Here is a 19,114-nt window from a genome sequence, read left to right as displayed (position 1 = left end):
GCAGGAAGAGAAGGAGAAGAAGGCCAAGGCGGAGGCGGACGGGTATCGGAAGGAGCAGGAGGAGAAGGAGGAGAAGTACCGGAAGGAGCAGGAAGAGAAGGAGAAGAAGGCCAAGGCGGAGGCGGACGGGTATCGGAAGGAGCAGGAGGAGAAGGAGGAGAAGTACCGGAAGGAGCAGGAAGAAAAGGAGAAGAAGGCTGAGGCCGAGGCTGACCGGAAGGAGAAGGACCAGGAGAAGAAGCAGGCCGAGGCCGAGGCCAAGCAGGAGAAGTACCTGAAGGAGCAAGAGGCCAAGCAGGCCGAGGCGAAGGAGGGGCAGGAGCAGAAAGAGAAGGAGGCCGAGCAGGAGCAGGCGGCGAAGGAGAAGGAGCAGGAGCAGAAGCAGGCCCAGGCGGAGAAGGAACAGGAACAGAAGCAGAAGGAGCAGGAAGCCAAGCAGGAACAGAAGGAGCAGGAGGCCAGGCAGGAGCAGGAGCAGGCGAAGAAGGAGGCCGAGGCCAAGCAGGCGGAGCAGGAGAAGAAGCAGGAACAGGCGCAGAGGGAGCAGGAACAGAAGCAGGCCGAGGCTGAGAAGGAGCAGGCGCAGAAGGAGAAGGAGGCCGAGGCCAAGCAGGCGGAGCAGCAGAAGAAGCAGGAGGAGTACCAGCAACAGCAACAGCAGGTCCAACTTGGCCAAGTGGCTCAGCAGAAGGCCGAACAGGATCGGGCGAAGAAGAAGCAGGAGCAGGAGCAGCAGGAGCAGGAACAGAAGCAGGCCCAGGCGGAGAAGGAACAGGAGCAGAAGCAGAAGGAGCAGGAAGCCAAGCAGGAACAAAAGGAGCAGGAGGCCAGGCAGGAGCAGGAGCAGGCGAAGAAGGAGGCCGAGGCCAAGCAGGCGGAGCAGGAGAAGAAGCAGGAACAGGAGCAGAGGGAGGCCAAGCAGGAGCAGGAGCAGAAGGAGAAGGAGGCCGAGGCCGAGCAGGCGGAGCAGGAGAAGAAACAGGAGCAGTACCAGAAGGAGCAGGAGCAGAAGCAGGTCCAGGCGGAGCAGGAGCAGGAGCAGGCGAAGAAGGAGGCCGAGGCCAAGCAGGCAGAGCAGGAGAAGAAGCAAGAACAGGAGCAGAGGGAGGCCGAGAAAGAGCAGGAACAGGCGAAGAAGGAGGCCGAGGCCGACCAGAGGGAGCAGCGGAAGAAGCAGGAGGAGTACCAGCAGCGGCAACAGCAGTACCAGGAGGAGCAGCAGCAGCGGCAGGAGCAGCAACAGGAGGAGCAGCAGAAGAAGCAGGAGGAGTACCAGCAGCGGCAGCAGGAATACCAGGACAAGCAGTACCAGCAGCAGGAACAACAGCAGCAACGGCAGTACCAGCAGGAGCAGCAGCGATACCAGCAGGAACAGCAGCAGGAGCAGCAGCGGTACCAGCAGGAACAGCAGCGGTACCAGCAGGAGCAGCAGCTGGAGCAGCAGCGGTACCAGCAGGAACAGCAGCAGTATCAGCAGCAGCAGGAGCACAACCAGCAGCAGCAAGAGCAGTACCAGAAGCAGCAGGATCAGGCGCTCAACCGCATTGGCGGCGCGCTGAACGGCGATAACTTGCCGCCGTTGTCGCACGACCCGATCACGGGGCCGGTGAACGGCGATGACTCACTGCACAACCCCGGTGGGAGCGAGTCGGACATCGACTCCCACGGCCGGGTGGTCACGGAGTACCCGGACGGCCACACCACCACGATCGATCCCGACACCCAGACTTCCAGTATCACCACGCCGGACGGCCACACGCGCTCCGGCCCGCTCAATGTCGATAACGTCCTCAACAACCCCGACGGCAGCAGGTCGCACATCGATCCCCAGGGGCAGGTCGTCACGGAGTACCCGGACGGCAGCACGTCCACGATCGATCCGCACACCGGCGCCACCTCGATCACCGACTCGGACGGCAAGTCGATCACGGGGCACCTGAACGGAAGCGGCAACTCACTCCCGGACTTCCAGCACCAGACCCCCGGGTCCAACTTCGGCCACATCGGAGGCAACGGCGGGGGCGGCAACTCCCATTCGCTGTACGACCCGTCCTCGTACGAGGAGGAGTTGTGGGACAAGGACCCGTACCAGTCGCCCGGTGATCAGAACGGCAACGGCAACAACCAGGCGGCGGCCAACCTCGGCAACCAGAACCAGCCCGGGGCACCGGGGGGCGGCGGCATGCCCCTCAACCCCGGAACGATGCCCGGACGCGGTGGTGGTGGCGAGGGCGGCCCCACCGAGCGGGTCCGCAACGTGATCGACAGCGACGACGTGGTCAGCAACCGCCGGGCGGCGCCCAGGCCCGGCCGCCCCGGCGGCGGACTCCTCGACGAGCGAGAGAACGTGATCACCAGTGGCGGCACCCCGTTCATGCCGCCGATGGGCGGCGCGGGCGGAGCCGGGGCGCCCGGCCAGGTGGCGACCCAGACCGACGACCGCGAGCGCGAGTCGTGGGTGCCGGAGGACGAGGACGTGTGGGGCAGCGACGAGGGCGGCTCACCGGCCGTGATCGGCCGATGAGCCCCCGCCGCGCCGTCGTTCCGGCAAACCGTGCAGCCAAACCGATCAGCCTGACCAGTCCGACCAGTCCGACCAGCCCGAGGAGCACACGTTGAGCGAGTTGAACGATTCGTACGCGGAGCGCGTCCATCAGGCCAGGGCGCACCTCGAAGCCACGAAGGCCGCCATCGCCCGTGCCGAGCAGGAGCTCGCGGCCAACAAGGTGAAGGCCCGTTCGCGGGACCGTGCGGTCGAGGTCACCATCGGCCCGCAGGGAGAGCTGGCCGGGCTGACGTTCGTGGACAACAAGTACCTGAACATGACCGGACCGCAACTGGCCGCCTCGGTGATGGAGGCGGCCGAGCGGGGGCGTCAGCAGGTCACCCAGCGGGTGATGGACACCTTCCGCCCGCTGTTGGCGGCGAACCCCGATGTCCCGGGGTCCCGGGACATCGGCATCGACTGGGACCGGCTCTTCGACTTCGGGTCGGCGTTCGAGGGCGGCGGGCGAGCGGGTGGCGGCAGGCCGTCCAGCGACGGGTTGCGCGACGAGATCCACGAGGACCCGGATGTCCCCGGAGGAAAGCCATGAGCGACGACACCTATGACATGGATCTGGGCAGGATACGGGGAGCGCTCGCCGGCCTGGCCGGTGTGGAGAACCAGTTCATGGCGCTGAAGGGGGAGTACCTGGGCGACCATGAGAGGTACAGGGGCTGGAACGGCGACAAAGACGCACCGGACGACTACTACACGAAGACCGAGCCCGACGACGAGAAGACGGTGCGGACGCTCACCGAAGCGATCGAGGGTCTCGGGTTGGCGGTATCGGCGCTGAGAGCCGGACTGTTGGAGAGTCTCGGCAGCGTCAAGGCCGTTCAGACCGACGTGAGCGAGTTGATCGAGCAGCAGAGACGTATCGCTGACCCCGACAGCGGCGACGACTCCGGCTACGAGTCCGGCGACGACGACCAGTCCGGCGGAAAGCACTGACTCCATGCAGGAGATCAACTTCAGCCCCGAGGAACGGTACTGGATCCTGGTCCTCATCGGTGAAAAGCCGATCGGCGCCAGGGAGAACCTGGCGTGGGACAGCCAGGACCAGTATCCCGATCTCGCCGACAAGCTGGCTGCGGCCCTGGACAACCTCCGGGACTCCTTGGGGGATGTCGCCCGCGCGTTTCCGAAGCAGGTCGGGGACGCGATCAACAAGGCCATGGGGCCACTGCTCGACTCCAGCGGATCGGACGGCATCGGGGACCTGCTCAACCGGCTCCGGATGGACCTGCCCAATGAGCGGGGCAACCAGTCGATCAAGATCCAGCAGGCGAAGTGGGAGATCATCGCCGAGATCACGATGATGCTCATCGAGCTGGCCGCGCTTTCGGCGATGTCCTTCTTCACCGGCGGTCTTTCGCTGTCCACGGCCGTACTGGTGAGGGCGCGGGCGGCGCTCGGCATCCTGATGGCGATGCAGCGCCTGCTCAACTTCTTCCCCATCGCGGGGGCCCTGCTGGAGGCGGTCCAGGAGATGATCCAGGCCCTCGCGGTCAACCTGGCGCAGCTCGCCATCAATCCCCCGGCACGCAGGCCGAAGGGCATCGACGGGAGCAACCTCCGGGACAGCTTCTTCGGCGGCTTCATGACCGGTCTCTTCATCGACGTCTTCCGGGGCGCGGCGAACTACTTCAAGAAGGGCATTTCGGACTTCTTCAAGAAGAATTTCGACAAGGACATCTTCGACAAGTTCGACGGAGACTTCGGGAACACGTTCAAGGACATCGACTTCAACTCACCGCATCTTGATCGCATCTTCAAGAACCCCGGCGGGTTCAATCCCTACACGATCAAGAACATGGCCTACGACTTCCCGGCTACGTTTGTCACCCACGGTCTGGGCGAGGGCTTCGGCGAGGTGGTCTCCCAGGGGATACTCCACGGCAACTGGGCGTTCAAGTGGGAGACGTTCGTCTTCTCCGGCACCAGCGGCATGGCGGACATGGGCGCGGGGTACGCGCTGGAGTCCGGCGCCGGCTGGCTGCACGGCAAGGCATTCCCCAACGGGAACATCTTCACCGACTTCATCAACAAGAGCTATGCGATAGCTGATCTCCGGGACGGGGCGGGGAGCGATTCCCCAGGCGATTCCGATTCCGATTCCGGCTCCGACGCGCCCCCGGACATTCCGAAGTCCGCCCTCCCCATCACGTCGTCCTCGGATATCCCCGACTACGGGGACAGCTACTCGATGTACGAGGGCATCAGCTCGTTGTACGAGGACAACGGCTCGCTGCCCGGCGACAACAGCTCGTTCACGCCCGGCGGCCGCGACTCCGACACCTACTCCGTGGACTCGTACGGCTCCTCAGACTCCTCCAACTCCTCGGACACCTCCGTCTTCGACGACGCCGCGTCCACCAACTCCGCCGGTTCCTTCGACTCCATCAACTCCATTGGTTCGGACCGCGCCACGGCCCCCGCCCCCTCGCCCTCCCCTCTCCCCTTCCCGGGGTACAACTCTTCGTCGTCGAATGTGCCCCACGCGAACTTCACGGCTGACAAGGGTTTCCAGGCCACCCCGCAGTACCCGCCGCTGAAGGTCGAGGACTTCAAGGGGAACAAGGAGTTCCAGACGGTCCCCGATGGTCCGCCGAACACCTTGGGTTCCCCGGCCACCTCTGACTTCCCGGGAACCTCTGGCTTCCCGAACGCCTCTGGCTTCCCGAACACCTCTGACTTCCCGGCCACCTCGGACCTCCCGAACACCTCGGGCCTCCCGAACACCTCGGGCCTGCCGAACTCGTCGAGTCTGCCGGGCACCTCGGGTCTCCCGGACTCGTCGAGCGTCCCGGCGCCGCCGGCGACGCGTACCCCCACGGTCTCCAACCCGGACACGGCGTTCGACGGGACTCCCGGCGAGAACAGCGGGAGCACCCCCGCAGACCAGAACAGCCCCGCAAACCGGAGCGCGGGCACGGCCCTGCCCCCCGTCACTCACAGTGGCGGGCAGACCCCGGCCACCACTCCGCACTCGCCCTCGTCCGGGCAGCACTCCGGCTCCGGCACCCCTCAGTCGGGACAGGGACCCCGCACCGAGGGGGAGCAGCAACCGCGTCCGGACACCGAGACGTCCGGCGGCCCGTCGGACGACTTCGCCATCGACGCGGACACCGACACGGCCGTCACCCCCGACACCGACACCGACGCCGACGCCGACACCCGGCCCGACACGGACCCCGCCGACCGGGGCAAGGCACCGGCCACCCCGGCGGCCCCGGACCAGGAGGAGGTCGTCCGCGCCCGGAGGGACTACGAGGACGCGCTGGACTCCTTCACCTCCGCCGCGACCGAGGTGGACACCATCGGCGAGCGGCTGGACACGGGGGTCGGCACCAGCGCCGACACCGCCGCGCACCAGGACGCCGGGCACCGGGCCGAGCAGGCGCGCGGGCGGCTGCTCGACGCGGCGGCGCGGCTGCGGGGCCTCGGCGTCGACCCGCACGGCGACCCGTACACCCAAGGTCAGGAGGGCATCGAGGGCGACGAGCGGTCGCGGCAGGTGCCCGTCGTCCACCGCGATGACGCGCAGCGCCAGTGGATCGCCCAGCAGGTCATCCCGGACGACCTGCCGGAGAACCCGCCTCTGCTCGACCCGGACGACGAGGTGGACATCGCCGAGCTGAACGCCGCGGGCGTCACACCAGGACCCAGGCAGCAGACCGCCGCGGCCCTCGGCATGGACCGGTTCCCGGTGCACGACAGCGATCTGGCCCCGGTGGACCACGTCAAGGTCCAGATGGTGCGGTCCGGTCCCTGGCCTGCCCCGCTCGACGAAACCGCGGCCAACGCCACCCGGCGCATCTGGCAGTCGGCGTACGCGGACTTCGCGGGCGCGATACCGGACGACGGACCGGAGCGGCTGGCCGCGGGCCGCGCCTGGGACAAGGCCGTCTCCCTGGTGCTGCCGCCGGCGTCGACCCCTCTCCTGGCGGACTCCCGCCACGCCGAGGCCACGTACCGCGACGCGGTACGGCAGATCGCCGACCACCTGCTGAGGCACGGGCTGGACGCGCCGTCGGGCCTCGCGCTCGCCGATACGCTCCGGAAGAACCTCGGCCACGCCCCCCTCGTCCACGGTGGCGCGACGGCGCCCATCGAGTCGCAGGCCCAGGTCACCGTCACGGACCCGCTCCCGCCGACGCCGACCGCCACCACGTCCACCGACCTCCCGGCCGACCCGGCGCCCACCCCTTCCCGGCCCACCGCCGCCTCGACGCGCCCCGGGGCCGCCCCGGCGGCCAGTGCGCCCAGCGGACCCGTGCGCACCGAGGCCGGGGTGTGGGCCGCGCCGCACTTCGACACCTTCGTCACCACCGCCGGGAAGAAAAAGAAGGCTCCGGCAACGAAGGGCGATCAGGCCACGGCCCCCGCCGGGAAAGCCACCGCCGGGAAAGCCCCCACCCCCACCGCCACCGCCACCGCCGGGATGGCTTCGCTCTCGCTGTCGGACCAGGGTGGCGCGGAGCGCCGTTGGGGCCCCGTCGAGTCGGTGCTGCCGGTGTCGGCCCGGATCAATTTCGCGGAGGGCGCGGAGAAGCCCAGCAACAACCAGCGGGCCCGGATCCGGGAGCTCGTCGGGCGCGCCATCGAGGTGGGGGAGCGGAACGCCCTCGCGGGTCTTCCGGGGCCGCGCCTGGTGGTGACCGGCTATGACGACAGCGGCCAGGTGTCCGGGTCCGGGGCCGCCGGGCGGCGGGCCGCGGCGGTCGCGGAGGCGTACCGCGCCGGGCTGGAGCGGCCGGGCGCGGCGGGCACGTTCACCGTCGCGGCGTCCGGCCGGAAGCCGGGGGAGGTTTCCGGGGAGGGCGACGCCCGGCAGGTGGTGGTCGAGTTCGAGCTGCCGTCCGGGACGGCCGCGGTGCGGCGGCTGGACGAACTGCGCCGTACGGACCCGGAGCTGGAGGACGGCCCGTTCGACCCGGTTCCGCTGGTGCGGAAGGTCCTGCACCTGGACCCGGCCGCGCCCGTGGACGCGGCGGTGCGCGACGAGCTGTACGCGCTGGTGGACGAGGCGATGGCCGAAGGGCGGGACAAGAGCCTCGCGGCTCTGGGCGCGTTCCACCTCGTCCGGCGGGGCGATGTGCTGTCCGGGCGGACCCTGCTGTTCTCCCCCGAGGACGGTTCGGTGGTGGGCCGCACCTTCCGGGACCGGCAGACACCGCCGCCCGCCACGCCCGGCCCCGACCAGTCCGGCAGCAACCGTCCCTACCTCGTGGACGCGGACGGCGGGCGGGACCACCTCGTGGTGACGTGGCCGGACGGTTCGACCCGTCGTGTTCCGGGCGACGAGGTCACCGAACTGCTCGCCATGGACGAGGAGCTGGCCAAGCGGGGCCCCCAGGCCGTGGTGACGCTGGTGGTGCCGCACGCCGGTGACGGCGGCCTGGAGATGCCCCGGGGCATCTCCGCCGGCATCCGCCGGGGGTTGCTGGTACACAGCGGCACACCCGTGTTGAGCTACAACCCGAACACCAAGCGGTACAACGTCCCCTCGGCGGACCAGCGGGCGCAGGGGACACCGCGGGGCAGATGGATCTCCATCAGCCCCGACGACCTGGGCCCGGACGGCGCGTGGGCCAAGACGGGGAACGGGTTCATCGTTCTGTCCGACGGCTCACGGCTGATGGACCGGGACGTGAAGAGCGTCACCCTCACCACGCCGGGGACCAACCGGCCGGGTGGCCGGGCCATGTTCACCGACGCCGATCTGATCGAGCGGGAGGCCCTCCTCAAGGACCTCCAGAACGCGCAGTACGTTCACTTCGACCCGGTGACCAAGCGGCCGATCAGCGCCAGGCAGGACCCCCCGTGGAAGGGGCGGGACGCCTACCACTTCCTGCTGCACGGCCTCCCGGGCTTCTTCTTCGCGGTGGACGCCAGGGCCGGCGCCGGGCACGGCGAGGCGAGGACCACCGCAGGCGAGCAGGTCGGCCGCTATCTGAAGCGCCGTCCGAGCGTGCGGGCGCTCCCCAAGGGGACCCCGATCGTGATGGAGGCGTGCTGGGGCGACGCCGCCTTCGACGGTCCTCCTCTCGTCCCGCACGACGGCGCCGACACGCCGTTCGTGCCCAACCGGCTGACGACCATCTCCCAGGCGCAGAAGGCGGCCAACGAGCTCGGCGAGGACCACCCGCTGATCGTCCCCAATCGGGTGCACGCCCTCGCGGGGAACAGCGCCACGGGTGAATTCGTTCACGGCATCAACGCCACGGCCACGGGCGAGCAGGGGGCGTGGTCGGAGCTGCGGGCGGAGCCCGAGCCGGAGGTGCTGGACCGGCTCGCGCGGGTGGCCTTCGGCATACCGGACTCCGCCCCGGTGCCGGAGGCCGACCGGGACAACACCCTGTTGCTGGTACGGGCCCTGCGCGAGGTGTTCGGCCACGAGGTCGAGAACGACAGGGACGACCCGTCGGGGGAGTACCAGAAGCTCCTGCGCGGGATCGGGGCGCTGGACGTCATGCGCCGCCACGATCCGGGGCTGGCGGAGGCGGGTCCGTTCAGCCTGGACCTGCTGGACTTCGTGGTGCGGGCCCACCTCGAACAGCAGGGGACACCGAAGCCGAGGCCGGCCGCCTTCGCCGACTCCACCGAACTGCGCAGCGCCGTCCGGCAGGTACTGGACGACGCGCGTGGCCGTCTCCAGGGCGCGCCCGGCCCGGTCGCCCTGCGCGACTTCGTCCCGCTCACCGTCCTCGACCAGGCCGCGGCCATGATGGGGCTGCTCCCCCCGCAGAGCCTCGGCGCCATGGGGCTGAAGGCCCTCCCCGCTCCGGGACAGCCCTCCCGGCCGCTGGTGTTCTGGGCGCTCGCCAAGGCGGGGCCGGCGCTCATGAACCACCCGGACCCGGATGCCCTGGCGGCCAGGATCCTGCACGTGGAGGGCGCGCCGTCCAACCCGGACGCGATGCGGCAGATGGCCCTGTGGCTGATGGCGGGGGCCGCGCTGATCGGCGTCGACGTGTACGACCCGGTCGCCCTGGCCGCGCACCACCTCAGGCGGAGCGGGCTGTTGTCCCCGGCCACGGCCATCACCTCGCCCGCCGGACAGACGACGGGCCTCAACCTGACGGGCAAGCCCCTGGTCGGCCCGCTGAACCCGGACGTCCACCGGGTGTCGCCCGACGGTACGACCGGGAGCGGCGAGAGCCGCACCACCCAGGGCCCGAAGTTCGTGCTGATGGTCGACGGCGACCAGGACCACGCCGAGATCCCCTGGCGCGGCGGCACCACCCGCAAGGTGCCGTACGAGGAGATCGTCGCGCTGGTCGCGCAGGCCCTGCGCACCACCCCGCTCACCGTGCCCATCGCCCTGGTGGGACCGGGCACGGGTCCCGGGGGCACCAGGATGGCGGAGGCCCTGGCCGCCCGGGAGGGGACGGCCAGGACGGTGCTGACGCCCGCCCACCCCGCCGCGGTGGTGGCCGACAGCGCGACCGGTCAGCACGTGATCGTGCTGACCGGGGACCCGGCGCGGTCGAGTGCCGCGGACGACTGGGGGCGCACCGAGCCCCCGGAGCTGACCACGGGCCACGCCCCCATGTCGGTCGTCACGCAAGCCCCGCCGCCCGTGCACACCGCGCCGGTGGGGAGCCCGGCCGACAAGTTCTGGTCCCACGCCCCCCGGCTGACGGAGGTGCCCTTCGAGCCGGCGGACACCGACCTGTCCGAGACCGCCCAGGATTCACTGGAGGAACTGGCCGGCCGGGTGGCCCGGGACGGGCTGCGCAGCCGCAAGCACGACCTCCCGCTGCCCTTCGTGATCCTGACCGGGTACGGCGAGGGAACGTACGCGGAGGCGCAGGCCGAAGGAGAAGCCCGCGCCACCAACGCGTACGTGGAGTTCCTGGCGAGCCTGGACGTCGAGCTGAGCCGCCGCCAAAAAAGCTTTCCCGCCGATGAGCAGCTCACGGCCAATGACTTCACCATCGACTGGGGCGGTTTCGACGGGGACGTCGGGCAGTCCGCGGGCGGGAACGCGGAAGCGCTGCGCCGCCGGGTGACGGTCGAGGTCGTCTCGCCCATGACGCTGCTGAACGACCTGCGCAAGGCCGATCCCGACCTGCGGAACGCGCCGCCGGACATGGACGGTCTGGTCCGCCGCGTCCTGCACCGCCCCGACGGCGCCCCCGTGGACCTGGGCGAACGCGAACGGTTCGCCGGGCTGGTCCACGACGCGTACCAGGACGGCTGGGCGGACAGCCTGGGGGCGCTGGGCGCGTACCACGCCTTCGTGAAGGGATTGATCTCCAGGCAGCGGGACCGCCACTTCACGGTGAACGGCCAGCGCGCCGCGGGTCTCAACTGGAGCCCGGCGGCAGAGGTCGTCGGACTGGCCCTCGGCGGGGTCGACATCCTGCGGGAACGTCCCGGTGGCGGGTTCGACAAGGTCGGCGGGGGCCCAGCCCCGTGGGGACCGGGCTGGTTCCCGTACACCGTGGTGGCCGAGGGCGGCCACGACCGCGTGACGGCGAGGTGGCCGGACGGTACGGCACGCGACCTGACCCCCGACGAGTTCGTCGAACTGGTCGCGGCCGACCTGGAACGGACCAAAGCGCCTCCGGGCATCCCGATCGTGCTGGTCATCCCCCAGGGCGGGGACCGGGGGCTGGACCTGCCGCGGAAGCTGGCGGACCGGACGGGCAAGACGGTGTGGGCGCACAGCGGACATCCCACGCTCCACGAGACCGGGCCGCAGACGTACGGCATCGGCGTGATCCACCGGGACGGCCGCATCCAGGGCGACTGGATCCCCAGCCGGCCCGGCACGGCGCCCGACGCGGCGGCGGACGGCCCGAGCTGGTGGCGCAAGGTGGTCAACAGGACCCTCGTGGGGCCCACGGGCCTGAGCTTCGGGCGCACCGCGATCCGTCCGGAGGAGGTCGCCGAGAAGCAGATGGAGGGGGAACAGCGTCATCTCGCCGCGATGAAGCACTACGCCCACTACAACTCCGCTGTGGGGAGGTTCGTCAGCGGTCTGCTCCCGCTGCCGCGCCCGGGCAAGCCGGGTACCAGGCGGTACTTCTTCGACGCGCACGGCGGGCCCGGCTACATCAGCCTCCCCCTGGAGGACGGCGGGGCGGTCCGCGCCTGGAACGAAGAGGGTGCGCGGTACATCGCGCGCCGCAGGAGCGTGCAGGAGCTCGGCAAGGACGACTGGATCGATCTGGTGGTCTGCTACGCCGGTTCGCCCCAGGACCGTGGCGTGGACGGCGGCCGTGTCAACCTCGGCGGAAGCTTCCCCGGCTCCTTCGTGCCCGACCCGCTCGCGGACGTCGCCATGGGGCAGCACGTCGCGAACGAGACCCGGAAGAAGGTCAATGCCAGCATCCTCACCGATGCCACGGAGGCCTACCTGGGTGAATACATCCGGGCCCTGGACTCCGACGCCCGGGGGCGGCGGGGTTCGTACCAGCAGTACTTCCCCGAGCCCGACGCCGAGGAGCTGGACCGCCGGGCGCGGGAGATCGGGTACCACACGGGCCCGGGACCGGTCCCCGCGGTGGCCGGGGCGGCGACGCTGCGGCTGGTGCGGGCGCTGCGGCTGACCCTGGGCAAGGAGATCGACGACGACCTGCGGATCGACCAGGACCCGGAGTACGCGGAGCTGCTGCGCGGTGCCGCCGCGCTGGACCGGATGTGGCGCCTCGACCCGCGGTTCGCAGACGCGGGCCCGGTCACGCTGGACTTCTTCGAGCGGGTCGTCGCGGCGACGCTTCCCGCGGGCACACCCGCGCGCCAGGACGACTACCGGAACGTGCTCAAGCGGGCGGCCGCCGCCCCCGCCGGGACGACGGCGGCCACGTTCGTGACGCTGCCCTCGTCGCTGGACGACGCGGCACACTGGCTCGACACCGCGAACGTCGTCGACGCGGCCGTCCGGGCCCTGCGCCTGGGCGGCCCCGGCGACGTGGGCAGGCGCGAGTGGTCCCGGATGTTCTGGGCGCGGGTCAAGATGGAGGAGGCGTGGGGCGGCTCCGACCTCGAAAGGATCACGGCCCACCTGTACGACCTTCCCCCGTCCGCCCAGGTGACCGACCGGCAGCGCGAGTTCACCCAGGACCTCGTCATGAGGGCGTTCGCCGGCGGGCTCGACGGAGCCGACGCGGACGTGATGGTCGCGTTCCTCCTCGACAGGAACGGCGCGGTGTCGAAGACCACGGCCCTGTCCCCGCCCGGCGATCCGGACGAGGTGATCGGACGGGACTTCGTGGGGTCGCTGAACGGGACGGCCCCGGACCTGTCGAAGATCCAGACCCCGTCGGGGCCGGTGGACGCCCCGTGGGCCGGGAGGTACGCGACGGGCGAGAAGAAGCCCGTTCCGTACTCGGTGCACGCCACGGTCGACCCGAACGCCCCGGGCCGGGTGCTCGTCACCTTCGCGTCCGTCACCGGCCGCCCCCTCACCAGGAGCCTGTCGCCCCAGGAGTTCGCCGAGCTGCTGGCCCGTGACGAAGACCTGTTGGCGGAGGACCTGACGACTCCGGTCCTGCTGGACATCCAGGGACTCGTCGCCCACGCCCCCGACCTGACCGGGGTCCTGGCCCAGCGCCTCGGCCGGCGGATCTGGGTGATCGGGGAGCCGCGCCCCACGTACCCCGTCGAGCCGCAGAACCCGGAGCCCGCCCCCTCCCCGGTGCGCCCCCCGGCTCCCCGCGCCGACAAGGCGCGGGTACCGGTGAGCGATCACACCACGGGGGAGGTGTCCGCGGCTCCCGTGCCGGACGCCGCGAGTCCGCTGCCGCGGACCTTGCGGTCGTCCGGGCCGGCGGTGCGGGGGCTGCCCGGAGGGTTCTCGTTCTCGCTGCCCGTGCACACCGCGCCGGTGGCCGGTCCGGGCGCCACCGCCCCCCTCGCGCCGCCGAAGGCCGTGCGGCTGCCGTTCGCGGCGGGCTCCACGGAGCTGTCCGTTCAGGCCGGGTCCGCCATCGCGTCCGCGGCCGACGCCCTGGCCAGGTTCGCGTGGCACAACTGGCGCCGGGGCCGGCCGATCCCCGCGGTGACCATCAGCGGGTACGGCGAGGGGACGGGCCCGGACGCGGCTGAGGCGGCGCTGGAGGAGGGCGAGCAGCGCACGGGCGCCGTGCACGACGAGTTCCTGGCCGCTCTGGACACCGCGCTCGCCCGCCTCCAGACCGGCGTCCCCCAGGGCACCCGTCGTCTTCAGGCGGACGACTTCGACATCGTCGGGCGCTCCCGCGGTCAGGACCTCGAACCGTCCGCCACGCCCCCCGCCCCGGACGCGCGTCGGCAGGTGACGCTGGAAGTCGTCGACCCGCTGACGGTGCTGAATGCCGCGCGGAGGACCGACGTCGACCTCCGGCACGCCCCGCTGGACGTCGATGTCATGGCCCGTCGCCTCCTGCACCTGCCCGTGAGCGCCGCGGTGGACGATGCCGTACGCCAGGAGCTGTACGACCTGGTCATCGACGCGAGCCGGGACGGCTGGGGGACCGGCCTGGGGGCCCTGGGCGCGTACCACCTGGACCAGCAGGGTGTGCTCGACGGGAACCGGGACCGCTACCTCAAGGTGGGTGGCACACGGGTGCCGGGCGTCAACTGGGGCAAGGACAAGGTCCTCGACCTGGACGACACGGACACGGTCGAGATCCTGCGGAGTGACGGCAACGGCGCCCTCCAGGTGATCGGCAAGAAGGACGCCCCGTGGAAGGGCGGCCCGACGCCGTTCGTCGTGGTGGCCTCGGGCCGGCACGACATGGTGCGGGTGACGTTGCCGGACGACACCACCCAGGACCTGACCGTCGACGAGTTCGTGGAACTGATCGCGAACGATCCGGAGCTGTCCGGGCTGCCCCTCGACGCGCCGATCGTGCTGGCCGTTCCGCACGCCGGAGACCGGGGACTCGACCTGCCACGGCTGCTGGCCGACCGGACGGGCCGGATGGTGTGGTCGCACAGCGGTCTCGCCACGGCGGACGCCCCCCACATCGGGGTCCTCCACAAGGCCGACGCGATCCAGGGCGACTGGATCCCCAGCCCACCCGGAATGGCACCGGACCGGGACCGGAACGCCCCGGCCTGGTGGCGCAAGGTGATCACCCGGACCCTCATGAGCCGCATCACGGGGCAGCGGACGGGCCGTGAGGCGCTGCGCCCCGACGAGGTCGTCCGTGAGCGTCGGGAAAGGCTCCACGACGCACTCGACTCGATCAAGGCGGTCGCTCACTGGAATCCGGCCACCGGCCGCTACTCGATCCCGCTTCGCCTGGTACGGCCGGGCAAGCCGGACGCGAAGCGGCATCACTGGGTGATGCACGGCGGCCCGGGTTTCCTGGTGTTCCCGCTGGAGGACGGCACCACGTACCGTGCTTACGGCGCCGAGGGGGCCCGGTACCTCGCGCACCGCAAGAGCAGCCAGGCGCTCGGCGAGGACGACTGGAACGAGCTGCTGATCTGCTGGGCCGGTTCGCCCGCGGACCGCGCCGTGCCGTCCGGCTTCGGGGCCTTGGGCCGCTCCTTCCCCGGCTCCTTCGTCCCCGATCCGCTCGCGGACGTCCCCATGGGGCAGCACGTCGCGAACGAGACCCGGCACAAGACGAACACCCTCATCCGCCTGGACGGGGTGGGGGTGTACCAGAACATGCCCTTCCGGATCCTGGCCACCGATCGCCAGGGGCGGCGGCAATGGTTCCAGCAGTTCTACCCCGAGCCCGACGCCGCCGAGCTGGACCGCCGGGTGCGCGAGGCCGGGTACTACACCGGCCCCCAGCCCCCGCCCTGGGCGCGGGAGCACACGCTGCGCCTCGTGCGGGCGCTGAAGCTGATGCTGGGGAACGACGTCGACGACGGCGTGCGGGTGGGGCAGGACCCGGAGTACGCGGAGCTGCTGCGCGGTGCCGCCGCGCTGGACCGGATGCGGATGAAGGAGCCGCAGCTGCGCGGCACGGGTCCGGTCACGCTGGACCTCTTCCGGCGGATCGTCGAGGCGCGGCTTCCCGCGGGGCGGACACAGGCGCGTCAGGCCGACTACCGGGACGTGCTGAAGGCGGCGGGCGCCGCCCCCGACGGTACGAAGCTGAGCGACTTCGTGACACTGCCGTCGTCGGTGGTCCGGGCGGCCGAGTGGAAAGCCACGGTGGACCTGTCCGCGGTGGCCACCAAGGCCCTGCGCATGGACGGCTCCACCAAGCCCTACGAGGCCGAGTGGTCCCGGATGTTCTGGGCGCGGGTCAAGACGTACGAGGCGCTGGACACGTCCGTGAACCTCGACGAGCTGACCGCCCAGCTGTACGACCTGCCCTCCGCCGGCCAGGTGGACGACGCGGGGCGCGACTTCACCCGGGAGCTGATGACCACGGCGTACGCGATGGGGCTCGACGGGTCCGATCCCGCCGTGCTGTACGCGTACCACCTCGACACCCTCGGCGCCGTGGCCGATCCGACGGCCCTGCACGCGCCCGGCACCCCGAACGAGGTGTCCGGACGCGACTACCGGCCCGGACCGAAGGACGCCTTCCCGGATCTGTCGCAGGTCCGGACGCCGTCCGGGGTGCGGGCCGCGCCGTGGGCGGGGAAGGACACGACGACGAACACGGCCAGGCCGGAGCCCTATGTGGTGCGCGCCACGGTGGACCCGAAGGTCCCGGGCCGCCTGCTCGTGTCCTTCGGAACCGTCACCAGGAGTCTGACCCCCCGGCAGTTCACCGAGCTGCTGGACCGCGACCGCTCCCTGCTCCGCAAGGAACTGGCGGTTCCGCTCCTGCTGGACATCGCCGAGTTCGACCGCCACTTCCCCGGGCTGGCGCGGGACATGGCCCAGCAGTTCGGCCGGGAGATCTGGACCACTTCGGCCGTCCCGAGCCAGACGGTGCCCCAGGGCGCGCAGCGCCCGGTGCTGACCCTGAACCCGCCGGCCCAGACCGGTGCGTCCTCGGCGGCCGTGCAATGGACCTCCACGAAGCCGGTCGACCCGCAGAACCCGACCGACACGTCCCGCCCCGTGCCGGCCCCGCCTCCCCTGGCGGCGTCGGAGGCGGTGCCGGCTCCGGCGGGGCGTGCGTTCACGGTGCGGTTCGATTCGGGGTCGACCATGGTGTCCGAGGACGATGTGGCGGACATCGAGGATCTGGCGCGTGAGGTGGCGTCTTCGGCGCTGGCGGACTGGCGGGCGGGGCGGCCGTTGCCGTCGGGTGTGGTCACCGGCTTCGGCGAGGGTCCGGCGGTGCGGGCGCGGGAGATGGGGCAGGAGCGGGCCGAGACGGTTCTCGCGTGGTTCGAGGAATCCTTGGACGAGGTGCTGGCCGGGCTTCAGCGGGGGGTGCCGGAGGCCGACCGGCTCACCGCCGCGCACTTCCGGTTCACCGCCCGCAGCCATGGCGAGGGCGTGGCGTCCGGTGACGCGGACCCGGAGGTGCTGCGGCAGACGACGATCGAACTGACCGAGCCGACGGGGACGTTCACGACTCTCGAGCCGGACACCGTGCCGGGCCTCTTCGATTCCGAGTTCGACGCCGAGTTCGACACCGACGCCGATTCCGCCACCGATTCCGACACCGGGTTCGACGCCGAGTTCGACACCGACGCCGAGCCCGACACCGATTCCGACACCGAGCCCGACTCCGACACCGAGTCGTCCGTCGCCCCCGACGGCGTACCGGTCGCCAAGCCCCGGCCGCAGCCCGCTTCGGTGGTCCGGGCGGCGCCCGGGGCGCCGATGCCCGGGCTGCGGCCGGCGACCCCGCCGCCGGTGCACGTCGCCCCGGTCACACCCCCGGCTGCCGCGCCCGGCCCCGTGCCCCTCACGCGGGTGCACTTCGCCCCGGGGTCGGCCACGCTGTCCGAGGACGCCGGGACGGCGCTGAGGGACCTGGCCGACCAGGTGGCCCGGATCGGTCTCGACCACCACGGCCGGGGCGTCGCCAAGCCCGGCGCGATCATCCTCGGCTACGGCGAGGGCACGGCGCAGGACGCGGACTCCGAGGCACTGCGGCGCGCGGCCGCCGTGCGCGAGCGGTTCGCGGCCGACCTGGACCGCGCGCTGGAACGCCTCCAGGGGAACGTCCCCGTGGACAGCCGGATCACGGTGGACGACTTCCACATCGTCTGGCGCGGACGCGGTGCGGACGTGGGGCGGACCGGCACCACTCCGGACGCGGACGTGGCGGCGGCGCGCCGTCAGGTGACGATCGAGTCGGCCGACCCGGCCGCGACGCTGAACGAACTCCGCCTCGCCGACCCGGACCTGGTGAACGACCCACTGGACGGCGACGTCATCGCCCGCCGCATCCTCCATCTCCCCCCGGACGCCCCGGTGGACGCGACCGTCCGCGAGCGGCTGCACGCGCTGATCACCGACGCCGCCGCGGACGGCTGGGCGACCAGCCTGGCGGCGCTGGGCGCGTACCACGCCTTCCAGCACGGCGTGATCGCCCCGAACCGGGACCGCTACCTGACGGTGGGCGGCACCCGTGTCCCGGGCCTCAACTGGTCCGACGAGAAGGCCGCCGAGGTGATGACCAATTGGTTCGACATCATCGAGCAGCGGCCGGACGGCAGCTTCGACGTGGTCGACACCCCCGACGCCGAGTGGCTCGGCGGGCCGAGGCCCTATGTCGTGGCGGCCGAGGGCACCCACGAGAAGGTCGTCGTGCCGTGGCCGGACGGCACGACCCGCGACCTGACCGCCGGGGAGTTCATCGAGCTGGTCGCGCGCGACCTGGAGCGGGAGGGCCTGCCGAAGGACCACCCCATCGTGCTGGCCGTCCCCTTCGCCGGCGACCAGGGGGGTGATCTGCCGAGGCTGCTGGCCGAGCGGACCGGCAGGACGGTGTGGGCGCACTCCGGCCATGTGCTCGCCGGCAGCGAGCAGGGCCTGATGTCCCTCGGCGTGTTCCACGGGAGCGACCGTCACCAGGGCGACTGGATCCCCAGCCCGCCCGGTATGGCGCCCGACCGCGGCCCCGGCCTCCCGGAGTGGTACCGCAAGGTGCTGACGCGGACCATCATGGACGTGCGGTCGAAGCGGCAGGCCGGCCGCTCCGGCCTGCCGGACGATGAGGTCGCGCGGCTGGGCACGGAGGACGATCAGCGTCACTTCGGCACGATGACGCACTACGTCCACGTCAACGCCATCACGGGCGAGGTCGTGTCCGGGAAGATCCCGCTGCCGTACCTGGGCAGGAGGTACACCTGGGACGGACACGGCAAGCCGGGCTGGATGGCGTTCCGGCTCGCGGACGGCACGACCCACTACGCCTACGGCGCCGAGGGGCCCCGGTACCTCGCGCACCGCAAGAGCGTGCAGAACCTCGGCGAGGACGACTGGATTCACATGGAGTCGTGCTGGAGCGGCTCTCCCGTGGACCGTGCCGTTCCGGGCATCGGGAACCCGGACACCGTCTTCCCCGGGGCGCTGCACGCACTGTCCACCGCCTTCGTCCCCGATCCGCTCGCCGACATCTCCGTCGCACAGCACACGGCGAACGAGACCCGGCACAAGGTCAGCGCCGCCTTCGGGCCGATCGGCGTCCTGTTCCACGACGGCGAATACGTCATCACGGTCTACACCGACCCGCAGGGGCGGCTCGGCGCGAT

At 71.2% G+C, this 19,114-nt stretch carries 3 protein-coding genes and 1 pseudogene (1 of these 4 only partly in view); all 4 read left to right on the top strand.

Annotated elements, in window-relative coordinates:
* A pseudogene (locus tag ACFZDL_RS04895) lies at positions 1–2,524 on the top strand (hypothetical protein); the annotation flags it as partial.
* A gap of 91 nt (positions 2,525–2,615) precedes the next feature.
* Complete coding sequence (locus tag ACFZDL_RS04890) at positions 2,616–3,095, top strand: YbaB/EbfC family nucleoid-associated protein (protein ID WP_353591959.1); 480 nt, start codon at positions 2,616–2,618, stop codon at positions 3,093–3,095.
* On the top strand, positions 3,092–3,496 hold the full coding sequence (locus ACFZDL_RS04885) for a hypothetical protein (RefSeq protein ID WP_353591958.1): 405 nt from the start codon (positions 3,092–3,094) through the stop codon (positions 3,494–3,496). Before ACFZDL_RS04890 ends, ACFZDL_RS04885 begins: the two co-directional genes overlap by 4 nt.
* A 4-nt stretch (positions 3,497–3,500) precedes the next feature.
* A protein-coding gene (locus ACFZDL_RS04880) for a lonely Cys domain-containing protein (RefSeq protein WP_353591957.1) crosses the window boundary here: on the top strand, positions 3,501–19,114 show its beginning. It continues 22,942 nt past the right edge of the window; 15,614 of the gene's 38,556 nt are visible here — the first part of the coding sequence; its start codon is at positions 3,501–3,503; its stop codon lies off the right edge, out of view.

This window comes from Streptomyces sp. NPDC007917, from assembly GCF_042959105.1.
GTDB lineage: Bacteria > Actinomycetota > Actinomycetes > Streptomycetales > Streptomycetaceae > Streptomyces.
This window is presented reverse-complemented; position numbering and strand designations above follow the sequence as displayed.